Genomic DNA, 17,819 nt, shown 5'->3' on the forward strand with positions numbered 1-17,819 from the left:
AACAGCACAACAATCACAATTAAGTTATTCATCAGGTATTCGGTAAAGCATCTAACATGATGCCTCTGCGTAAAAATCAAAAATCACGTACAATAAGCTGGTTATTTGGACTAGGATTTTTTCAATGCCACCATTTGTATTGGTCGATGGGTCATATTTTTTATTTCGTGCTTACCATGCACTGCCACCATTAACCACCTCTACAGGCTTGCAAACCAATGCAATCCGTGGTGCGATTTCTGCCATCCAAAAACTCATGCGTCGTATTCAACCGACACATATGGCGGTGATATTCGACACACCTGAGCCTACATTTCGACATGAACTTTCACCTATTTATAAAGGTGATCGTCCGAGCATGCCAGATGAGCTTGCTCAACAAATTCCATACCTACATGCCTTGATTCGCGCTTTGGGGATTCCCCTACATACACTTCCCGGTGCAGAAGCAGATGATGTGATTGGCACATTGGCAAAGCGCGCTGAAAAAGCAGGACATCAAGTCCTCATTTCAACTGGCGATAAAGATATGGCCCAGTTGGTAACAGATAAAGTCACGCTTGAAGACAGCTTTAAAGACAAGCCTCTAGATGTGAATGGGGTCTTTGAAAAATTTGGGGTTTGGCCCAACCAAATGATCGACTATTTAACATTAATGGGCGATGCTTCAGATGGTATTCGTGGCGTACCCGGTGTAGGTGCCAAAACTGCGGCAAAATTACTGACCGAATACGGTTCAATTGGCGGCATTTTAGAAAATGTTGATAAGATCAAAGGCAAAGTTGGCCAAAATATCAAAGATAATATTGAAGGTATTGCACTAGACCACCAACTGGCCAGTATTGTGATTGATCTAGACCTAAATTTAACTCATGATGATCTCAAACTAAGTGATCCGAATGTGTCAGCATTACGTCATCTGTATACCGAACTCGAATTTCGTAACCAATTACAATCGTTAGATCATCCTAACAATCCAAATAATGCTACCTACAAACAGACTTCAAAAATTATTGCGACCGCTGAACCTAGCCATGAAATTGCAGTAATGGAAGATCATGCCACCAGTAGCAGTATCGATGATCAACTTGGACAAGCCACCTATCACACGGTTCTCAGCCAAGCTGATTGGGATACATTATTTCAACGTTTAAGCACCGAAAAACGCTTTGCAATTGACACTGAAACCACAAGCCTAGATTATCGAATTGCAGAAATGGTGGGCTTTTCAGTGGCCTTTGATGCAAAAGATGCCTACTACATTCCACTCGCACATGATTATGAAGGTGCACCTGAACAACTGAATCGTGAAATGGTATTGGCACAAATCAAACCTATTTTAGAAGATGCTTCGATTGAAAAGATCGGCCATCATTTAAAATATGATGCGCATATTTTTGAAAATCACGGAATTCATTTACAAGGTTGGTATTTCGATACCATGCTGGCTTCATATGTTTTAAATTCTGTCGCCACTCGTCATGGCATGGATGATGTTGCACGTTTATACCTAAGCCATCTCAGCACTACCTATGAACAAGTCGCTGGCAAAGGGGTTAAACAAAAAACCTTTAATCAAATTGAGCTGGAAACAGCAGCACATTATGCCGCTGAAGATGCACATGTAACCTATCGCTTATACGAAGTATTAGATCGTAAGCTTCGCGAAATTCCTCCCCTCATCGATATTTTACACAACATTGAAATGCCTGTGGCGAGTGTACTCACCAGCATGGAAGAAAATGGTGTACAGCTTGATTTGAGTTTCTTGGATCAACTGGGAGTCGACTTTTCAAATACCATTCAAAATTTGGAAAATCAAATCACCGAAATAGCAGGTGAAAAGTTCAACGTTGCTTCGCCAAAACAGGTCGGTGAAGTCTTGTTTGATAAACTCGGTCTAAAAGGTGGTAAAAAAACAGCCACTGGGCAATATAGCACCAGCGAAAGTATTTTAGAGAAAATTGATCATCCAATCGCTGCACTTATTTTAGAATATCGTGGCTTATCTAAACTAAAAAGTACTTATACCGATGGCTTACTCAAACAAGCAAATCCTGAAACACATCGGGTACATACCAGTTATCATCAGGCTTTAACAGCGACAGGTCGTTTATCTTCTACCGATCCAAACTTACAAAACATTCCGATTCGTGAAGAAATTGGTCGTCAAATTCGTAAAGCTTTTGTCGCTCCTCAAGGTCGAGTGCTTCTAGCAGCCGATTACTCGCAAATTGAATTACGTTTGATGGCACACTTCTCTCAAGATGAAGCATTGGTACATGCTTTTAATCATGGGCAGGATGTACATCGTCGTACAGCGGCTGAAGTTTTGGGCGTAGCACTAGATGATGTTACTCATGATCAACGTCGTCAGGCGAAAGCTGTCAACTTTGGTTTATTGTATGGTATGTCTGAGTTTGGTTTGATTCGTCAGTTGGGCTTTACCCGTGAAGAATCACAAAACTACATCAAACAATATTTCCATCGTTATCCAGGCATTTATGAGTATATGCAACGGACCCGTCAAGTAGCTTCAGAACAAGGTTTTGTAGAAACTATTTTAGGTCGTCGTTTATATACACCTGATATTGATGCGCGCAATATGATGATTCGTAAAGCGGCGGAACGTGCTGCGATTAATGCCCCATTGCAAGGTAGCGCAGCGGAAATTATTAAATTGGCAATGATTGCAGTCGATAAAATTTTACCGAAAAACCAAGCCAAATTATTACTCCAAGTCCACGATGAATTAGTATTTGAAGTAGATGCTGAAATTGCAGATGAGCTAGCCGTTAAAATTGCCGAAGCGATGCAAAATGTAGTGAAAATTTCCGTTCCATTATTAGTGGAAGTCGGTCAAGGGAAAAACTGGGACGAAGCCCATTAATCTGTCTTTATTTCTGTCTAAGGATTCTTTTTAAAAGAGTCCTTATCGGAGATAAAACACTAAATATGCAACAATAAAAAAGGACTTAAATGAGTCCTTTTTTATTTAATCAAAACAGTACTTACAGACCTGTGAGTAAAACCTTCGCCACTTCATTCATTAATATTTCAGCTAGATACAAAGCTAAAAATGCCATAATCGGTGACAAATCAATCATTCCCATATTTGGCAATAAACGACGAAATGGTGCCAACAATGGTTCAGCAAGCTCTTGAATAACTTCAATATAAGGCGAACGAGACTGGGTGAACATCACTACCCAACTTAAAATAATGGTCGCAAAAATTAAATAGCGACAGAAACGAATCAAATCTTGGATCATAGTGACAAAAGTCAAAATCAGCAGATGTACAGGACTATTTGGCATAGCCCCTGCTAAATACATTACTCCAAAAATTTTCAGTAAATACAATACGACGAGTAGTGCCAATGCAGCTGTATTCACTCGCCCTTTTCCTAAGGTCGGAAAAATGCGACCAAATACATCTACAATTTTGGTGGCTTTCACAGTAGATAAAACCACGGGGTTGTATGGACTGACCATCGCTAATTGCATTAAAAAACGGAAAAATACGAGCAAAATTGCTACGTTAATGATAATGCCAAAAATTTGCGCAGAATTTGCACCCATATTGGATCGTTCCTAAAGTAAGTCTATTATTTCGTGCTTTCACTTAATTCTTGAGCCAACTCTTGACTGCGTTTTTGAGCTGCAGCAAGTGCGGTTTGAATATTTTGTGAAATCTGAGCGCGGTCAAACACTTCTAATGCCGCTTGGGTTGTGCCATTCGGCGAAGTTACATTTTTACGTAATTCAGCAGGAGAGTTTGCACTGGTAATTGCCATTTGTGCAGCACCAAGTGCGGTTTGCAAAGTTAAAGCCGTCGCAACTTTTTCATCCAAGCCCAAGTTCTTACCTGCACGAATCATACTTTCCATCATATAGAAAAAGTATGCAGGCCCCGAACCAGATACAGCGGTTACTGCATCAATTTGCGCCTCTGAGCTCACCCAAAGGGTTAAACCTGTTGCAGCTAATACTTGAGTAGCCAGTTCACGGTCTTTCGCATCGACAGCTTCAGTCGCATACATTCCATGTGCACCTGTTTGCACCAGTGCTGGCGTATTCGGCATCACTCGAACAATGCGTTCTGTACCGATTAATGCTGCAATTGTATTAATTTCAGCACCAGCAACAATAGAAATAATTAATTTGTGATCACATAAACCGTTGAGTGACTTTAAAATTGTCCCCAATACCTGTGGCTTCACGGCCAAAACAACAATATCAGCATCTTGAATTGCCGTAATATTGTCATTCGTAACCTGTACATCTTTTTCTTGCAATAATTGTCTTACTTTTTCAACAGGGTCAGAAACCGTTATACGTGTTGCAGGCAACCCCCGACTGATCAAGCCACCAATTAAGGCTTGAGCCATATTCCCGCCACCAATAAAACTAATATTACAATTTAAAGCTGTACCCATGAATTATGCTCGATTTGAACTTTTCAACTAAGAAATTAAATTTGGTCGCCAACCACCGGCTTCACAGTATTTTGACTGCGCCAACCAAAAACCTTTCGGTGTAAAGACACCAAGCATAACATTATCTATGCTTAATATTTGAATTGTATGACGCATCCAAGGAAAAATATGTGCTTCTTGAATGGCTTTTTTTAAAGGCCAATTTCCAACTCGGCCATACAAATGGATTCGCTCACCACCCACGCGTTGAGCTACATTCAAACGATTCCCTAATAAGCTTAAAGATAAGCCCATGGTTGCAGTTTGAATATTAAAGTGACCTGAAGGCAATTCCAGCGATTGATTAAGTTCACACTGAAGCTGTTGATCGGCAATGCTGCTATTTTTTTCTGCCAGATAAACTGCTTTATCTAAGCGATATAAAACCTGTTGATAGCGTACATAGTAATAACTATTCCAATGCAATGCCGCCTGTGCATCAGATTTAGATGTAATCACTTCGTCTTGTAGTCGTTGCACCATTTCAAAAGATGGACGATATGTACCCTGACCTTTCATCCACGCAGACAGTAATTGTCGTTGTCGTGCAGCGGAAAGTTGCTGAAATTGAGCTAAATCTAAATATTGAGAATTTCCACACACGTTTAAATCTTGCATCAAAACATCGTGTAAGATTTCATCCGCATCTTGCATCAAATAACTGGTTCGTACTATAGCCTGCTGCATTTTTGGATAGCGACTTTGCAAAATATGCCAAAGTTCCTTTCTACACCATGCACGGTCATAGTGGGTATCTAAATTGCTTGGGTCATTTACATAAGCGAGATTGAGTTGTGCTGTCCATTGGCAAATTTGCTCACGTGAGGTATCTAACAATGGACGCCAAATCGTGAATTGGTCACGAATATCTACTTTTCGCATAGCCGCTAAACCTTGTACGCCCGCACCGGAAAGCAAGCGTAACATTAAGGTTTCAGCTTGATCTTGCTGATGATGGGCGAGTACAAGAACTTCGTTGCTTTGTCGATGCTCTAAATACGCTTGATAGCGTGCTTCGCGTGCTTGATTTTCTAAGTTACCCGTTAATACATCCACCGTTTGAATGATGCAGGGAATATTTAGATGCCGACATTGGTCAGCAACAAACTGTGCCCACTCACTACTCTGCGCTTGTAATTGATGATTGATGTAAATTGCACGCACTTTTTCAGGAAAAATTTCAGCCATTAAATGCAAAAGCAGCATGGAATCCATGCCGCCGCTACATCCAATCAGAAAAGAAGTATTTTCTGGGAAAGTCTCAAATTGCGTTAAGACACTAAGCCTAAATTGTTGCTGCCAAATTTCATCAAACGTTGATAACGTGCTTCGCATCGTTCTTCAGCACTCATTGGTTGTAGTTCATTTAAAGCTTGTTTGAGTACTATTTTTAATTTGTCCATGATGTGTTCAGGTTGTAAATGTGCACCGTCACCTTCATCAACAACATACTCAACAATACCCATTTTTTGCAATTTATCTGCAGTCAAAGCCAAAGCTTCGCTGGCTTGCTCTGCTTTTTCAGCGGTTTTCCATAAAATAGAAGCACAGCCTTCAGGGGAAATGACAGAATAAATACTGTGCGACAACATAATTACTCGGTCAGCAACACCAATACCCAATGCACCACCTGAACCACCTTCACCTAAAACTGTTGCAATAACAGGAACTTTTAAGCGAGACAATTGTGCCAAACTAGTGGCAATCGCTTCTGCCTGACCACGTTCTTCTGCACCGACACCCGGATAAGCACCCATAGTGTCAATAAACGTAAATACAGGCAAATTGAAACGTTCAGCCATGTCTAGTAAACGCTGAGATTTACGATAACCTTCTGGGTTACTCATCCCAAAATTATGCTGCAATTTTTCACGCGTACTACGCCCACGATGTTGACCGACCACCATCACAGGTTGCCCATCTAAACGCGCAAGGCCACCAATCATTGCACCATCATCACCAAAGACACGGTCACCATGTAAAGCATCAAACTCTGTGAAAATATCTCCCACATAATCCAAAAATTGCGGACGGTCAGGATGACGGGCAATTTGAACTGTTTTCCATGCTTGAGATGGAGTAGCTTTATTTTTCATAAGTCGAGCATTATCCCTAATAAACCGATAGATCACTCATCGATAGGTTGTTAATCGATAAATTGTTCCGACTGAATATTCAACTCAATGTCCCAATGCTTAAATTGCGCTTGCTCATCATGCAAATCTGCAACCAGTAATGGCCATTGTTTGGCATCGCCAGAAACGCTGAGCTGCCATTGTTGCGCATCCAGCACACTTAATTCAATGGCAGGAAGCATCTCATCACTACGACTGTGATTGAGTAAAACAGCGAGACGCAATAATAAAGATAGGTAAACAAGCTTATTACCACCAGCTCTGAGCACCTCAATTTTAGCATCATTACGTAATTTACGGCGATGATGAGCGACCAAATGTGACAAATGGTTCTGATCAATTTGTGAGAAACCAGCAATATCGGAGTGCTGTAATAAATAGGCCCCATGACGGTGATAACCACCATGACTAATAGCTAAGCCAATTTCATGCAAATACGCAGCTCGACGCAATAAATCACTGTCATCACTATTCAAATGTAATTTTTCAGCAACCGCATCAAATAAATGTTGTGCTGTATCAACGACCCGTTGCGCTTGTTTCAGGTCAGCACCGTAGCGTCCCATCATCGCTTGTACACTGCGATCACGAATATCTTCATGCTGAAAACGGCCCAATAAGTCGTACATCACGCCTTCACGTAACGCACCATCAGAGTAAACCAGCTTATCAATATTCAACACTTCAAATACTGCATAAAGAATGGCTAAACCTGCAGGTAAAACGGCACGACGATCCTCTTTTAAACCGTCAAATTCCATTTCTGAAACATGCTTATATTTAAGTAACTTATCTTTGAGTTTGTCTAAACCTTCACGAGTCAAACTCTCTTTATCATCGCTCCAACCCATATTCACAATAATTTGACGACAGGCTTTAATGGTTCCACTGGAACCCACCACAGTATCCCAGCCTTCTGCTTTATAAGTATTCGCAATACCAGAAAGCTCTTTACGTGCAGCCACAACCGCTTTTTCAAAATCTTTGGGGTTAATTTCACCATCAGTAAAATAAGTTTTACTATACGCCACACAACCCATTTGTAAGGATTCTGTATGGATGGGCTCAAATTCTTCACCAATAATTAGTTCAGTAGAGCCACCACCAATATCAATGACTAAACGACGGCCACTATTCGCCATCGTATGCGACACACCCAAATAAATCAGACGGGCTTCTTCACGTCCTGCAATGATTTCAATTGGTTTCGGTAAAATTTCAGCAGCTCGCTGGATAAATTCATGCCCATTTTTAGCTTGACGTAAAGCATTCGTCGCGACAATTCTTAAACGATTGGGTTGTACTGAGCCTAAACGACCCACAAAACGAGCCAAACACGCCAAACCACGCTGTTGCGCGGCTTCGGTTAAATTTTTATTTTCATCTAATCCAGCAGCCAGCTGAACTTTTTCTGACATTGATGCAACTTTTTTAACTTCACCATGATCCACACGAGCAATCGCTAAATGGAAACTGTTTGACCCCATATCAATCGCAGCAAGTAATTCTTCATCAATTAAAAAATCAGACATTATTGATACAAACTCTTTTAGAATTACGCCTAGGTTAATTCACATACACGCAATTTAAAAGCCATTTATGCATACAAATGAATGAGCCATTACTTTTTCAACAACTATGACAATACGATGACAACACCACCGAACCGATTAACAATATCGTGAGCATCAATTGGACAAACTCACAATTAACAATGAAAATTTATGCATTCCCCTACATTGTTAAAGATGACTATGTAATACTTATCTTCATCACTACATTCATCTTTAAAATTTTTTGGAGCAAGACTATGTCTGGCAATATTATTAATACCACTGATGCAAACTTCGAAGCAGATGTTTTAAATTCTGACATCCCTGTGATTGTTGATTTTTGGGCAGCTTGGTGTGCACCGTGTAAAGCGATTGCACCTGTACTTGAAGTACTTTCAACTGAATACGAAGGCAAAGTCAAAATCGTTAAAGTTGATGTGACCGCGTGTGAAGCAACGGCTGTAAACTATAACATTCGCAACATTCCAGCTTTACTAATGTTCAAAAATGGTGAAGTTGTTGCTCAACAAATTGGGGCTGTACCTAAATCTAAATTGGTTAGTTTCATTGATGAAAACATCTAATTCAATCTTCTGAATAGAGATGCTAAATGCGTTATATTTTTTATAACGCATTTTTTTCGTTGGTAAATTGACAAATCCGTTGATCTCACTTATATTTCTTATTCAAGGAACTTTGGAGTTTCCTTTTCCAGTTTCTTAAAACACAACACATAAGATCGCCGCTCGGCAACAGAAATTGTTTTACACATTTCTCCTCGAAAGAACAAATCAGATTCTGAGTTTGTTATTGTGCAAATACAATTCCTTCTCAACTCTTGTACTGCGGACGACTTTTGCTGCTTTTTCCTTTATCTGTGTGCCACACACATCCTAATTTTAATCTGATCATATATGAATTTAACTGAACTCAAGAAAAAACCGATTGGCGAACTCATTAAAATTGCTGAATTTATGGGCCTTGAAGGAATGGCGCGTAATCGTAAGCAAGACATTATCTTTGCGATCCTTAAACGTCATGCAATGAATGGTGAGGAAATTTTCGGAGATGGTGTTTTAGAAATTCTCTCTGATGGTTTCGGCTTCTTACGCTCTGCCTCTGGTTCTTACCTCGCTGGTCCAGATGACATTTACGTCAGTCCTTCACAAATCCGTCGCTTCAATTTGCGTACTGGCGACACCATTACTGGTACGATTCGCCCACCCAAAGAAGGTGAACGTTATTTTGCACTGTTAAAAGTGAATCAAATTAACTATGACACTCCAGAAAACTCACGCAATAAAATTCTTTTTGAAAACTTAACGCCGTTATTCCCAACAGAACAACTGATTATGGAATTGGGTAATGGTTCAAGTGAAGACTTAACGGCACGTGTGGTTGACTTGATTGCACCGATTGGTAAAGGTCAACGTTCAATTATTGTTGCGCCACCAAAAGCTGGTAAAACCATGTTACTACAAACGATTGCACAATCGATCGTTCGTAATAATCCAGAAGTTTTCCTGATTGTACTGCTGATTGACGAACGTCCTGAAGAAGTGACAGAAATGGAACGCACTGTACGTGGTGAAGTCGTTGCTTCAACCTTCGATGAAGCACCTGCACGCCACGTTCAAGTCGCTGAGATGGTGATTGAAAAAGCAAAACGTCTGGTTGAACATCGTAAAGACGTTGTGATTCTACTTGACTCGATTACTCGTTTAGCCCGTGCGTATAACACTGTAATTCCATCATCTGGTAAAGTATTAACAGGTGGTTTAGATGCCCACGCTCTAGAACGTCCAAAACGCTTCTTTGGTGCTGCACGTAATATTGAAGAAGGTGGCTCATTAACGATCATTTCTACTGCCCTTATTGAAACTGGTAGTAAAATGGATGATGTCATCTACGAAGAATTTAAAGGTACAGGTAACCAAGAAATTACTCTTGATCGCCGTATTTCCGAAAAACGTGTCTTCCCTGCAATGAATATCAAAAAATCAGGAACACGTCGTGAAGAACGCCTCATGAGTGAAGAAAATTTACGTAAAGTGTGGATCTTACGTAAACTTCTCCATCCTATGGATGAACTTGCAGCAATGGAATTCTTATTGGATCGCATGAAAGAAACCAAAACCAATGATGATTTCTTTGATCAAATGAAACGTAAAGCTGCAAACTAATTTCTTTATTACATTTTAAAAAAGCTATCCATTTGGATAGCTTTTTTATTGGTTGACATCACTTACATAAAAACACAATTAATATTTTTTTGATAAAATAAATTATAAGCAACTGAATTATAAAATATAAATAAAAAAATCACCTTATTTTTTAATCAATAATCTGTAACTTCCCTATGTAAATTGAATTTTCAATTGTTAATACCTGTTAAAAAAGTATCTTTTTTCATCAGTTTTACCAGTTTTTTTCACGCAGCTAGTAGTAATTTTAAATGCGCAGTGATAGCATGTCCGCATACCGATTAGACTGCTCATGCAAAAAGCAAAAAACAGGCTAATTTGGTTTTTTAAATCTCAATTATAATTTATGAGAGTGATGCCATGTTATTCAAAAAAATCGCTATTGCTGCTGCAGTTGCTACTACTTTAGCTTTCGTTGGTTGTGCTAAAAAAACTGAAGAAGCTGCTCCAAATACTGAAGCTGCTGCATCTCAAGTAGAAGCTGCTGCTTCTGCTGTAGAAGCTACTGCTGATGCTGCTGCATCTCAAGTAGAAGCTACTGCTGATGCTGCTGCATCTACTATTGAAGCTGCTGCTTCTACAGTTGACGCTGCTGCTACTTCAGTTGCAAAATAATAATCGCTTAGATTATTATTAAAAAAAAGAGAACCTTTGGTTCTCTTTTTTTATACCTATACTTTTTAAATCCTATATCACCCAAAAGCTCAATCTTATGCAATCATCATTAGCACATTAAAAGGACAATAAGTTCAGCTATAAAAAAAGCCCCAAGTATAAACTTAAGGCTTTTTCATCAAAAAATATCAATCATTCATCAATTTGCTCTGTACCCACGCGCTGTCTAAATTTCTGACCAGCACGGAAAGTCACAACACGACGAGCGGAAATCGGAATTTCTTCACCCGTTTTTGGATTACGACCTGGACGCTGACGCTTATCACGTAGCTCAAAGTTACCAAATCCTGATAATTTGACTTGTTCACCCGCAATTAATGCCTGGCTAATTTCATCAAAAAACAATTCGACCATTTGTTTTGCTTCGCGGCGATTTAAACTCGTAAGCTCACTTAAATGATCAGCCATTTCTGCTTTTGTTAATGCTGTCATGAGGCCCTCAATGTCGCTTGGTAAGTATTTCCTAACACTTGAATAATGTTATCCATACCTGATTTAATTTCAGCATCTTCAAGTGTACGTGATGGATGCTGCCATAATACTGCAAATGCTAGAGAGCGTTTGCCTTGTTCAACACCTTGACCAGTGTACACATCGAATAACCAAACTGAGTCTAAAAGCTCCCCACCCGTTTTTTCGATAAGTTGCTGAATTTCACTAACATTAATATTATCACTAATTAAAAGCGCAATATCACGTCTTACTGACGGAAATCGTGATAATTCTGTAAAATTAGATACATAAGTTTGCAAAACAGCCGTTTGATCCAGTTCAGCAACCCAAGTAATGCCCAAATCGAGTGCATCTTCCAATGAAGGATGTAAACGCCCCAAATAACCAACCGACTTTCCAGCCACTAAAATTTCAGCAGATTGGCCAGGATGTAGCCATTCACGCTCAGAACGCACATATTCAACCTGAACACGTCCCGCCGCTAAAACCTCTTCGACTTCACCTTTCAGATCAAAGAAATCCATCGGCTGTACTTTTGCATGCCATGATTCGGCTTGCTTGGCACCAACAGCAATCATCGCCAACGTTGGAATTTGCTTCAGATCATGAATGCTTTGCGCATTTTGATAATCAAAACGTAAACCCAACTCAAAGAAACGTACGCGGCTTTGCTGACGATTGATGTTGTATTGCACACATGGAATCAAACTCGATAACAATGTTGAACGCATGACTGCCAAATCACTTGAAATGGGATTGGCTAAAGCCAATGGATTCACATGAGGATTCAGTTGTTTTTCAAGTTTCAAATCTGCAAAGCTAAAACTAATCGCCTCTTGATAGCCTAAAGTCACTAAAGTTTGACGCAACTGCACAAGATCAAACTGATCTTGATATTTGGCTAACTTCACATCCATCACAGGCAGACTCATCTGAATGTTGTCATAGCCATGAATACGTGCGACTTCTTCAATCAAGTCTTGATAAATTACCATATCATAACGATGCGATGGTGGAACAACGCTCCACTCACCTTCTGCTTTAGCCGTTACATTACAACCTAAACGCTGTAAAGCATCCTGAATAAATGCAGATGCCACTTTATAGCCAAGCAGTTGATCAACCTGAGTCTGATTGAGCTCAATCACTTCACGTTTAGGCAATAGTGCTGCCTTTTCAGCAACAGTAATTGGACCAAACTCACCACCAGCCAAATCTTGAATCAACTGAGAAGCTCGATGCATTGCGATCATTGGCAATTCAAAATCGACACCACGCTCATAGCGCTGAGATGCATCGGTATGCAAACCGTAACGGCGTGCACGTCCTGCAATGTGTAATGGTGCAAAGAATGCTGACTCTAAGAAAATTTCAGTAGTATGCTCTGTTACTGATGAAGATAAGCCACCCATGATGCCCGCGATTGCCAATGCTTTTACATCATCAGCAATTACCATCACATTTTCTGAAAGTTCAACTTCTTGCTCATTTAGCAACACTAGTTTTTCATTCTTAGTGGCTTGACGCACATGTACTGCGCCTTGCACAGTACTTGCATCAAAGGCATGTAATGGCTGGCCCAACTCCATCAATACATAATTAGTAATATCAACCAAAATACTATGCTGACGGATGCCTGAACGTGCCAAAGCTTGTTCCATCCAAGCAGGTGTCGCAGCTTTGGTATTTACATTTTTGATTACACGACCTAAATAACGTGGGCAACCTTCAGTATCAACCACTACCTGCTTCACATCTGCGATGGTTGCGGCAACCTCTCTCACTTCTGGAGCTGTCACAGCAAGTTGATTGATGACCCCAATTTCACGGGCAATTCCACGAATACTAAAACAATCACCACGGTTTGGAGTAATACTAATATCAATCACATGATCATCAAGATTCAGATACTCACGGATATTGATTCCCACAGGAGCATCTACAGGCAGCTCTAATAGACCATCAACTTTATCTTCGAGATCAATTTCAGAAGCGCCACACAACATTCCTTGTGATTCAACACCACGAAGTTTGCCTTTCTTAATTTTAAAATCACCTGGCAATACAGCACCAATCGTCGCAACTGGTACTTTCATACCTACTCGCACGTTAGGAGCACCACACACGATCTGTAAAGGCTCACCTGAACCAATATTGATTGTAGTTACACGTAAACGATCTGCATCAGGATGTTGTTCTACTGTTAAAACTTCACCGACCATCACACCACTAAAAGGCTTCGCTGCGGGTGTCATCTCATCAACTTCGAGACCCAACATAGTCAACTGATCAGATAAAGTTGCACTATCAATTGCAGGGCTGACCCACGTGCGTAGCCAATTTTCGCTAATTTTCATATCTATAAAACCTTAAAAATCTTGAATTTTGTCTTAAGCAAATTGGCGTAAGAAACGCACATCATTTTGGTAGAACATCCGCAGGTCATTAATGCCATAACGCAACATCGCAAAACGCTCTACACCTAAACCGAACGCAAATCCTGTGTATTTTTCAGGATCAATTCCAGCAGCTTGTAGTACATTTGGATGCACCATACCGCAACCCAATACTTCTAACCAACGACCACGTTCATCCATAATATCCACTTCTGCACTTGGCTCTGTAAATGGAAAGTAAGAAGGACGGAAACGCACTTTCAAATCTTTTTCAAAAAATACATTCAGTAAATTTACCAATAAACCTTTCAACTCTGCGAAGCTAGTTCTTTCAGCAACATATAAGCCTTCAATTTGATGGAACATTGGCGAATGAGTCTGATCTGAATCGCAACGATAGACACGGCCTGGGCAGACAATCCGAATTGGCGGCTGTTGCGTTTCCATCGTGCGCACTTGCACACCTGATGTATGGGTACGTAGCAAATGATTGACATCAAAATAGAATGTGTCATGCATTGCACGTGCAGGATGGTGTCCCGGAATATTTAATGCTTCAAAATTATGATAATCATCTTCAACTTCTGGACCTGTCGCAACAACAAAACCTGCTTTGGTAAAGAACTGACAAATACGCTCTTGTACTTGAGTAACAGGATGAATACTACCTACAGTTTGTCCACGACCTGGCAAGCTAATATCAATAGTTTCACTTGCAAGTTTTTGTTCTAATGCAGCTTTATGTAATTCAGTTTGGCGCTCAGTCAGTGCAGAGGTAATCGCTTCACGCACTGCATGAATTGCAGCCCCTTGAACTTTACGTTCTTCAGGATCCATTTTACCAAGTGCCTTAGATTGTTCCGCGAGCTGGCTTTTTTTCCCTGTAAATTGCACTCGTACTTGATCGAGTGTAGCAAGGTCTTGAGCTGCTGCAATCGCAGCGAGCGCTTCAGTGGTCAGGGCTTCCAGTGACATAGTAACTCTCAAAGCAACAATTTAGAAAAATAATATAACCCATTATTCTAACAGTTTTTATGCAGATGGATGAAGCCTACTAGACAGGAAAATTAGATTAGTATTTTCCATTAGAAAAAGGATAAGATAATCAGACTTTCACAGCGATAATATCACTGAGATCTATTACAAATGGCACTCGATCAAATTTGGAAACAGCAACTGACACTGGTAACGTATGGCAACGAATATCTCACCCAAAATTTAAGCTTTAATCGCTGGGTACAACATGCCATATTCAACCAACATGCACTTGGCTTTCGTGATTTACTTTCACAACACTTACTGGCACAACATTTTCAGATTTGGTTGGAAGGTTTAAAGAAACAAGGTGTTAATAGAATTAGCCTACACAGTTCGAGTATTTTACAGGATGAACAAAATCCAAATGCCAATGTAGAGCTACTGCCAATTGCACATTTTATCGTGAGCCATGAAAAAACTAAAAAAACGGCATGGATTTTAGGTAAAGAACTAGCCGAATGGTATACAGCAGACAATGATTATGAAATTCCGACGGAACAGCGCTCCAATATTCGTCATGAAACATTTTGGCGTTTTGAGCTAAACCCCAAATTAATTAAACGGATTGATCAGGACTTAGCTCAACCGAATTGGGATGATATTTGGGCTTATACAGATAACGAGTTATTTGATACACGCTATGCACAAGACTTTCAGGAACCGCAGAATAAAGACTTACCCTATTATGGTATGACTCACCCCTTAACCAAAGAGGGTGAATTCTCAAAACAAAGCACATACTTACCTTTATTACCGACAGACTATCAAGCTGATTATGCTCATGAAACTCTCCATCGTTTAGGTGCTTTATCTGAATTTGTACAAGCTAAATTAAAACATCCACATAATGAAAATGATGAAAGCTTAAGTCCAGATGAGCAATTAAATTTACGTCATTTTTCAGAAAAACTGGATGATTTAACGGCAAAATTTGTAGTAAAAGTTGCTAATCATTATAAGTCTGCACGTTTAACAGCAAAAGAAATCACTTCGCCTTTTGATAATATAGCCACAGGCAACAAGCAAGCTTCTCGATTAAAACCAAGCCATTCCGACCATAAAGTGGGTAGGTCGAGTGTGCTAACCTTAATCATTATTACTGTGATTATCTGTATTTGTGCCTATTATTTTGGGCTTTAAGATTATCAAAATACAGACTTAATCAAAAAATTTAGTTTTAATTAAACATTTTAACTTAATAAAAAAAGCAGCTCATTCCAGCTGCTTTTTTATTCTATACAAATTTGATTAATTGATGGGTTTTAGAGTAATAAATATTTTATGCTCATTTGCATGCTGATTAATATAATGATTAATAGATGCAACTTCACCATGCACTTCTGCATCCGCACCATACATAATACGTAGATATTCACCTTCACGAGGCAAAATCTCCAAATTCACTTCTATTGTGCCTTGCTCTAAACCATCTATATGAACCTGCATGTAAAACTCCAATTTTTATTGTCTTTATAATCTATGTAAAGTGAGTCAAAACAGATATGAGTTTCATGTAGATATTATGTAATACTTCAGCAAAAAATTGGATTAATCATCATACTCAAGCTGATCTTCATTCACATTGATAAAATCAGGTTTTGGCGTGATCTCAAATTGGACTGCTAATATTTTATCTTGCTTATTCAATTGAGCTTTCGCAACGCGATGCATGCCATCCATAACTCGCCCTTCCGCACATAAAATAATGGGATAGGTTAAATCGGCTTCATTGATTAATTGCACATGCTCAATAATTTGCTGAGTAGTTGGGTATAAGTTTGGAAACCAATAAGCTTCATGCAACTCTTTAATTTCAGACAAAGAAATTTCTTTAACTTTAAAATTCTGACTCAGTTCTACAAGATGGAGAACATTCCAAATATAAGTGTCTGCTTCTACCCTACGAAAATGGTATTGTTTTCTCATGATTTAACTCCAAAAGCACTTATATATCATATTTTAAAGCATAAAAAAGACCGCTAAAAGCGGTCTTTTTTGAACCATCTACGATGATTAAGCAGCTAATCCGCTTTTCGCTTTTTCAGCTAAAGCAGTAAATGCAACTGCATCATGCATAGCGATGTCAGCAAGTACGCGACGATCGATAATCACTTGAGCTTTTTTCAAGCCATCGATCATGCGGCTGTATGACAAACCGTTTAAACGAGCACCAGCATTGATACGAGCAATCCACAAAGCGCGGAATTGACGTTTCTTTTGACGGCGGTCACGGTAAGCATATTGACCAGCTTTAATTACCGCTTGGAACGCTACACGATAAACACGTGAACGCGCGCCATAGTAACCTTTAGCACGAGCAAGAATTTTTTTATGACGACGATGCGCCTGTACACCACGTTTTACACGAGCCATTTATAATCTCCTTAGATGTATGGGCACATACGACGAACTGATTTCACGTCACTTACGTGAACCATGACACAGCCGCGTAATTGACGAATACGCTTAGCAGATTTTTTGGTCAAAATGTGGCGTTTGAACGCTTGTTTACGCTTGATACCGTTAGCAGTCGCTTTAAAGCGTTTAGCTGCACCACGGCGAGTTTTCATCTTAGGCATAACAACCTCTTTTGAACACCTGTTTGGAACGTTTGCACCATTACAAAACGACCTGCAGGTAAGGGAGCGAACATTCTAAAGTAAATCTGCACAAAACGAAAGCACATATCCTGAAATTTAACGATTGCATATGGAGCTTAAAACTCAAAATTTCACAAATCAATTAACATAATTCTAGGCACAGTTTCAACAATTAACCCTCTAAAGCTTACGCATCATGACAAAACTATAGCGCTACTCTATGTCGGTGCTTTTATTATGCTTTGATATCAAAACTATCAATTATTATGCTGAACCCTTTTTTCTTAA

Annotated in this window: 17 protein-coding genes; 5 read left to right on the plus strand and 12 right to left on the minus strand. The window is 39.6% G+C overall.

Translation table 11 applies throughout. The features are described 5' to 3' along the window. Positions 1 to 124 precede the first annotated feature (124 nt). Complete coding sequence (gene polA, locus B9T27_RS00050) at positions 125 to 2,890, plus strand: DNA polymerase I (protein WP_086204854.1); 2,766 nt, start codon at positions 125 to 127, stop codon at positions 2,888 to 2,890. Between the two features lie 121 nt (positions 2,891 to 3,011). On the opposite strand, the gene B9T27_RS00055 is transcribed toward polA, so the two are convergent. From B9T27_RS00055 to ppx, 5 genes are read right to left on the minus strand one after another with little or no spacing between them, the layout of a single operon-like run. Then, complete coding sequence (locus B9T27_RS00055) at positions 3,012 to 3,581, minus strand: YggT family protein (RefSeq protein ID WP_086204855.1); 570 nt, start codon at positions 3,579 to 3,581, stop codon at positions 3,012 to 3,014. A gap of 26 nt (positions 3,582 to 3,607) precedes the next feature. After that, a complete protein-coding gene (gene proC / locus B9T27_RS00060; RefSeq protein ID WP_086204856.1) occupies positions 3,608 to 4,438 on the minus strand; it encodes a pyrroline-5-carboxylate reductase in 831 nt (276 codons plus the stop codon). A gap of 27 nt (positions 4,439 to 4,465) precedes the next feature. Beyond that, entirely contained in the window at positions 4,466 to 5,812 is a 1,347-nt protein-coding gene (gene tilS, locus B9T27_RS00065) for a tRNA lysidine(34) synthetase TilS (RefSeq protein WP_086204857.1), read from the minus strand. Next, entirely contained in the window at positions 5,749 to 6,573 is an 825-nt protein-coding gene (locus B9T27_RS00070; RefSeq protein WP_086204858.1) for an acetyl-CoA carboxylase carboxyltransferase subunit alpha, read from the minus strand. Before B9T27_RS00070 ends, tilS begins: the two co-directional genes overlap by 64 nt. 50 nt (positions 6,574 to 6,623) lie before the next feature. Continuing rightward, positions 6,624 to 8,144 (minus strand): exopolyphosphatase, encoded by a 1,521-nt coding sequence (ppx, locus tag B9T27_RS00075; protein WP_086204859.1) that lies wholly within the window; start codon positions 8,142 to 8,144, stop codon positions 6,624 to 6,626. A 278-nt stretch (positions 8,145 to 8,422) separates the two neighbouring features. Here ppx and trxA point away from each other — a divergent pair, with 278 nt between their 5' ends. From trxA to B9T27_RS00090, 3 genes are all read left to right on the plus strand, one after another. Further along, entirely contained in the window at positions 8,423 to 8,749 is a 327-nt protein-coding gene (gene trxA, locus B9T27_RS00080; RefSeq protein WP_086204860.1) for a thioredoxin, read from the plus strand. Between the two features lie 330 nt (positions 8,750 to 9,079). Further along, the gene (gene rho, locus B9T27_RS00085) at positions 9,080 to 10,348 is read left to right on the plus strand and encodes a transcription termination factor Rho (protein ID WP_086202153.1); all 1,269 of its coding nucleotides are present in this window, start codon (positions 9,080 to 9,082) and stop codon (positions 10,346 to 10,348) included. Between the two features lie 381 nt (positions 10,349 to 10,729). After that, positions 10,730 to 10,984 (plus strand): hypothetical protein, encoded by a 255-nt coding sequence (locus B9T27_RS00090; RefSeq protein ID WP_086204861.1) that lies wholly within the window; start codon positions 10,730 to 10,732, stop codon positions 10,982 to 10,984. Between the two features lie 192 nt (positions 10,985 to 11,176). Here B9T27_RS00090 and B9T27_RS00095 read toward each other — a convergent pair whose 3' ends face one another. The 3 genes from B9T27_RS00095 to pheS are packed head-to-tail and all read right to left on the minus strand — an operon-like array spanning position 11,177 to position 14,868. Continuing rightward, positions 11,177 to 11,476, minus strand: a complete 300-nt coding sequence (locus tag B9T27_RS00095; RefSeq protein WP_086202155.1) for an integration host factor subunit alpha — start codon at positions 11,474 to 11,476, stop codon at positions 11,177 to 11,179. Next, on the minus strand, positions 11,473 to 13,854 hold the full coding sequence (gene pheT / locus B9T27_RS00100; protein ID WP_086204862.1) for a phenylalanine--tRNA ligase subunit beta: 2,382 nt from the start codon (positions 13,852 to 13,854) through the stop codon (positions 11,473 to 11,475). The genes B9T27_RS00095 and pheT overlap by 4 nt, the downstream gene beginning before the upstream one ends. Before the next feature lie 33 nt (positions 13,855 to 13,887). After that, complete coding sequence (gene pheS / locus B9T27_RS00105) at positions 13,888 to 14,868, minus strand: phenylalanine--tRNA ligase subunit alpha (RefSeq protein WP_086204863.1); 981 nt, start codon at positions 14,866 to 14,868, stop codon at positions 13,888 to 13,890. Between the two features lie 171 nt (positions 14,869 to 15,039). Here pheS and B9T27_RS00110 point away from each other — a divergent pair, with 171 nt between their 5' ends. Continuing rightward, positions 15,040 to 16,071, plus strand: a complete 1,032-nt coding sequence (locus tag B9T27_RS00110) for a hypothetical protein (RefSeq protein ID WP_086204864.1) — start codon at positions 15,040 to 15,042, stop codon at positions 16,069 to 16,071. Positions 16,072 to 16,179: 108 nt separating this feature from the next. On the opposite strand, the gene B9T27_RS00115 is transcribed toward B9T27_RS00110, so the two are convergent. From B9T27_RS00115 to rpmI, 4 genes are all read right to left on the minus strand, one after another. Beyond that, positions 16,180 to 16,377: a hypothetical protein gene (locus B9T27_RS00115; protein ID WP_086204865.1), complete on the minus strand. Its 198-nt coding sequence runs from the start codon at positions 16,375 to 16,377 to the stop codon at positions 16,180 to 16,182. Positions 16,378 to 16,479: 102 nt separating this feature from the next. After that, on the minus strand, positions 16,480 to 16,857 hold the full coding sequence (locus B9T27_RS00120; RefSeq protein ID WP_086204866.1) for a hypothetical protein: 378 nt from the start codon (positions 16,855 to 16,857) through the stop codon (positions 16,480 to 16,482). An 87-nt stretch (positions 16,858 to 16,944) separates the two neighbouring features. Then, on the minus strand, positions 16,945 to 17,304 hold the full coding sequence (rplT, locus tag B9T27_RS00125; RefSeq protein ID WP_086202163.1) for a 50S ribosomal protein L20: 360 nt from the start codon (positions 17,302 to 17,304) through the stop codon (positions 16,945 to 16,947). A gap of 11 nt (positions 17,305 to 17,315) precedes the next feature. Beyond that, on the minus strand, positions 17,316 to 17,510 hold the full coding sequence (gene rpmI / locus B9T27_RS00130; protein WP_086189121.1) for a 50S ribosomal protein L35: 195 nt from the start codon (positions 17,508 to 17,510) through the stop codon (positions 17,316 to 17,318). Positions 17,511 to 17,819 lie beyond the last annotated feature (309 nt).

It is taken from the genome of Acinetobacter sp. ANC 4648 (genome assembly GCF_002135345.1).
GTDB lineage: Bacteria > Pseudomonadota > Gammaproteobacteria > Pseudomonadales > Moraxellaceae > Acinetobacter.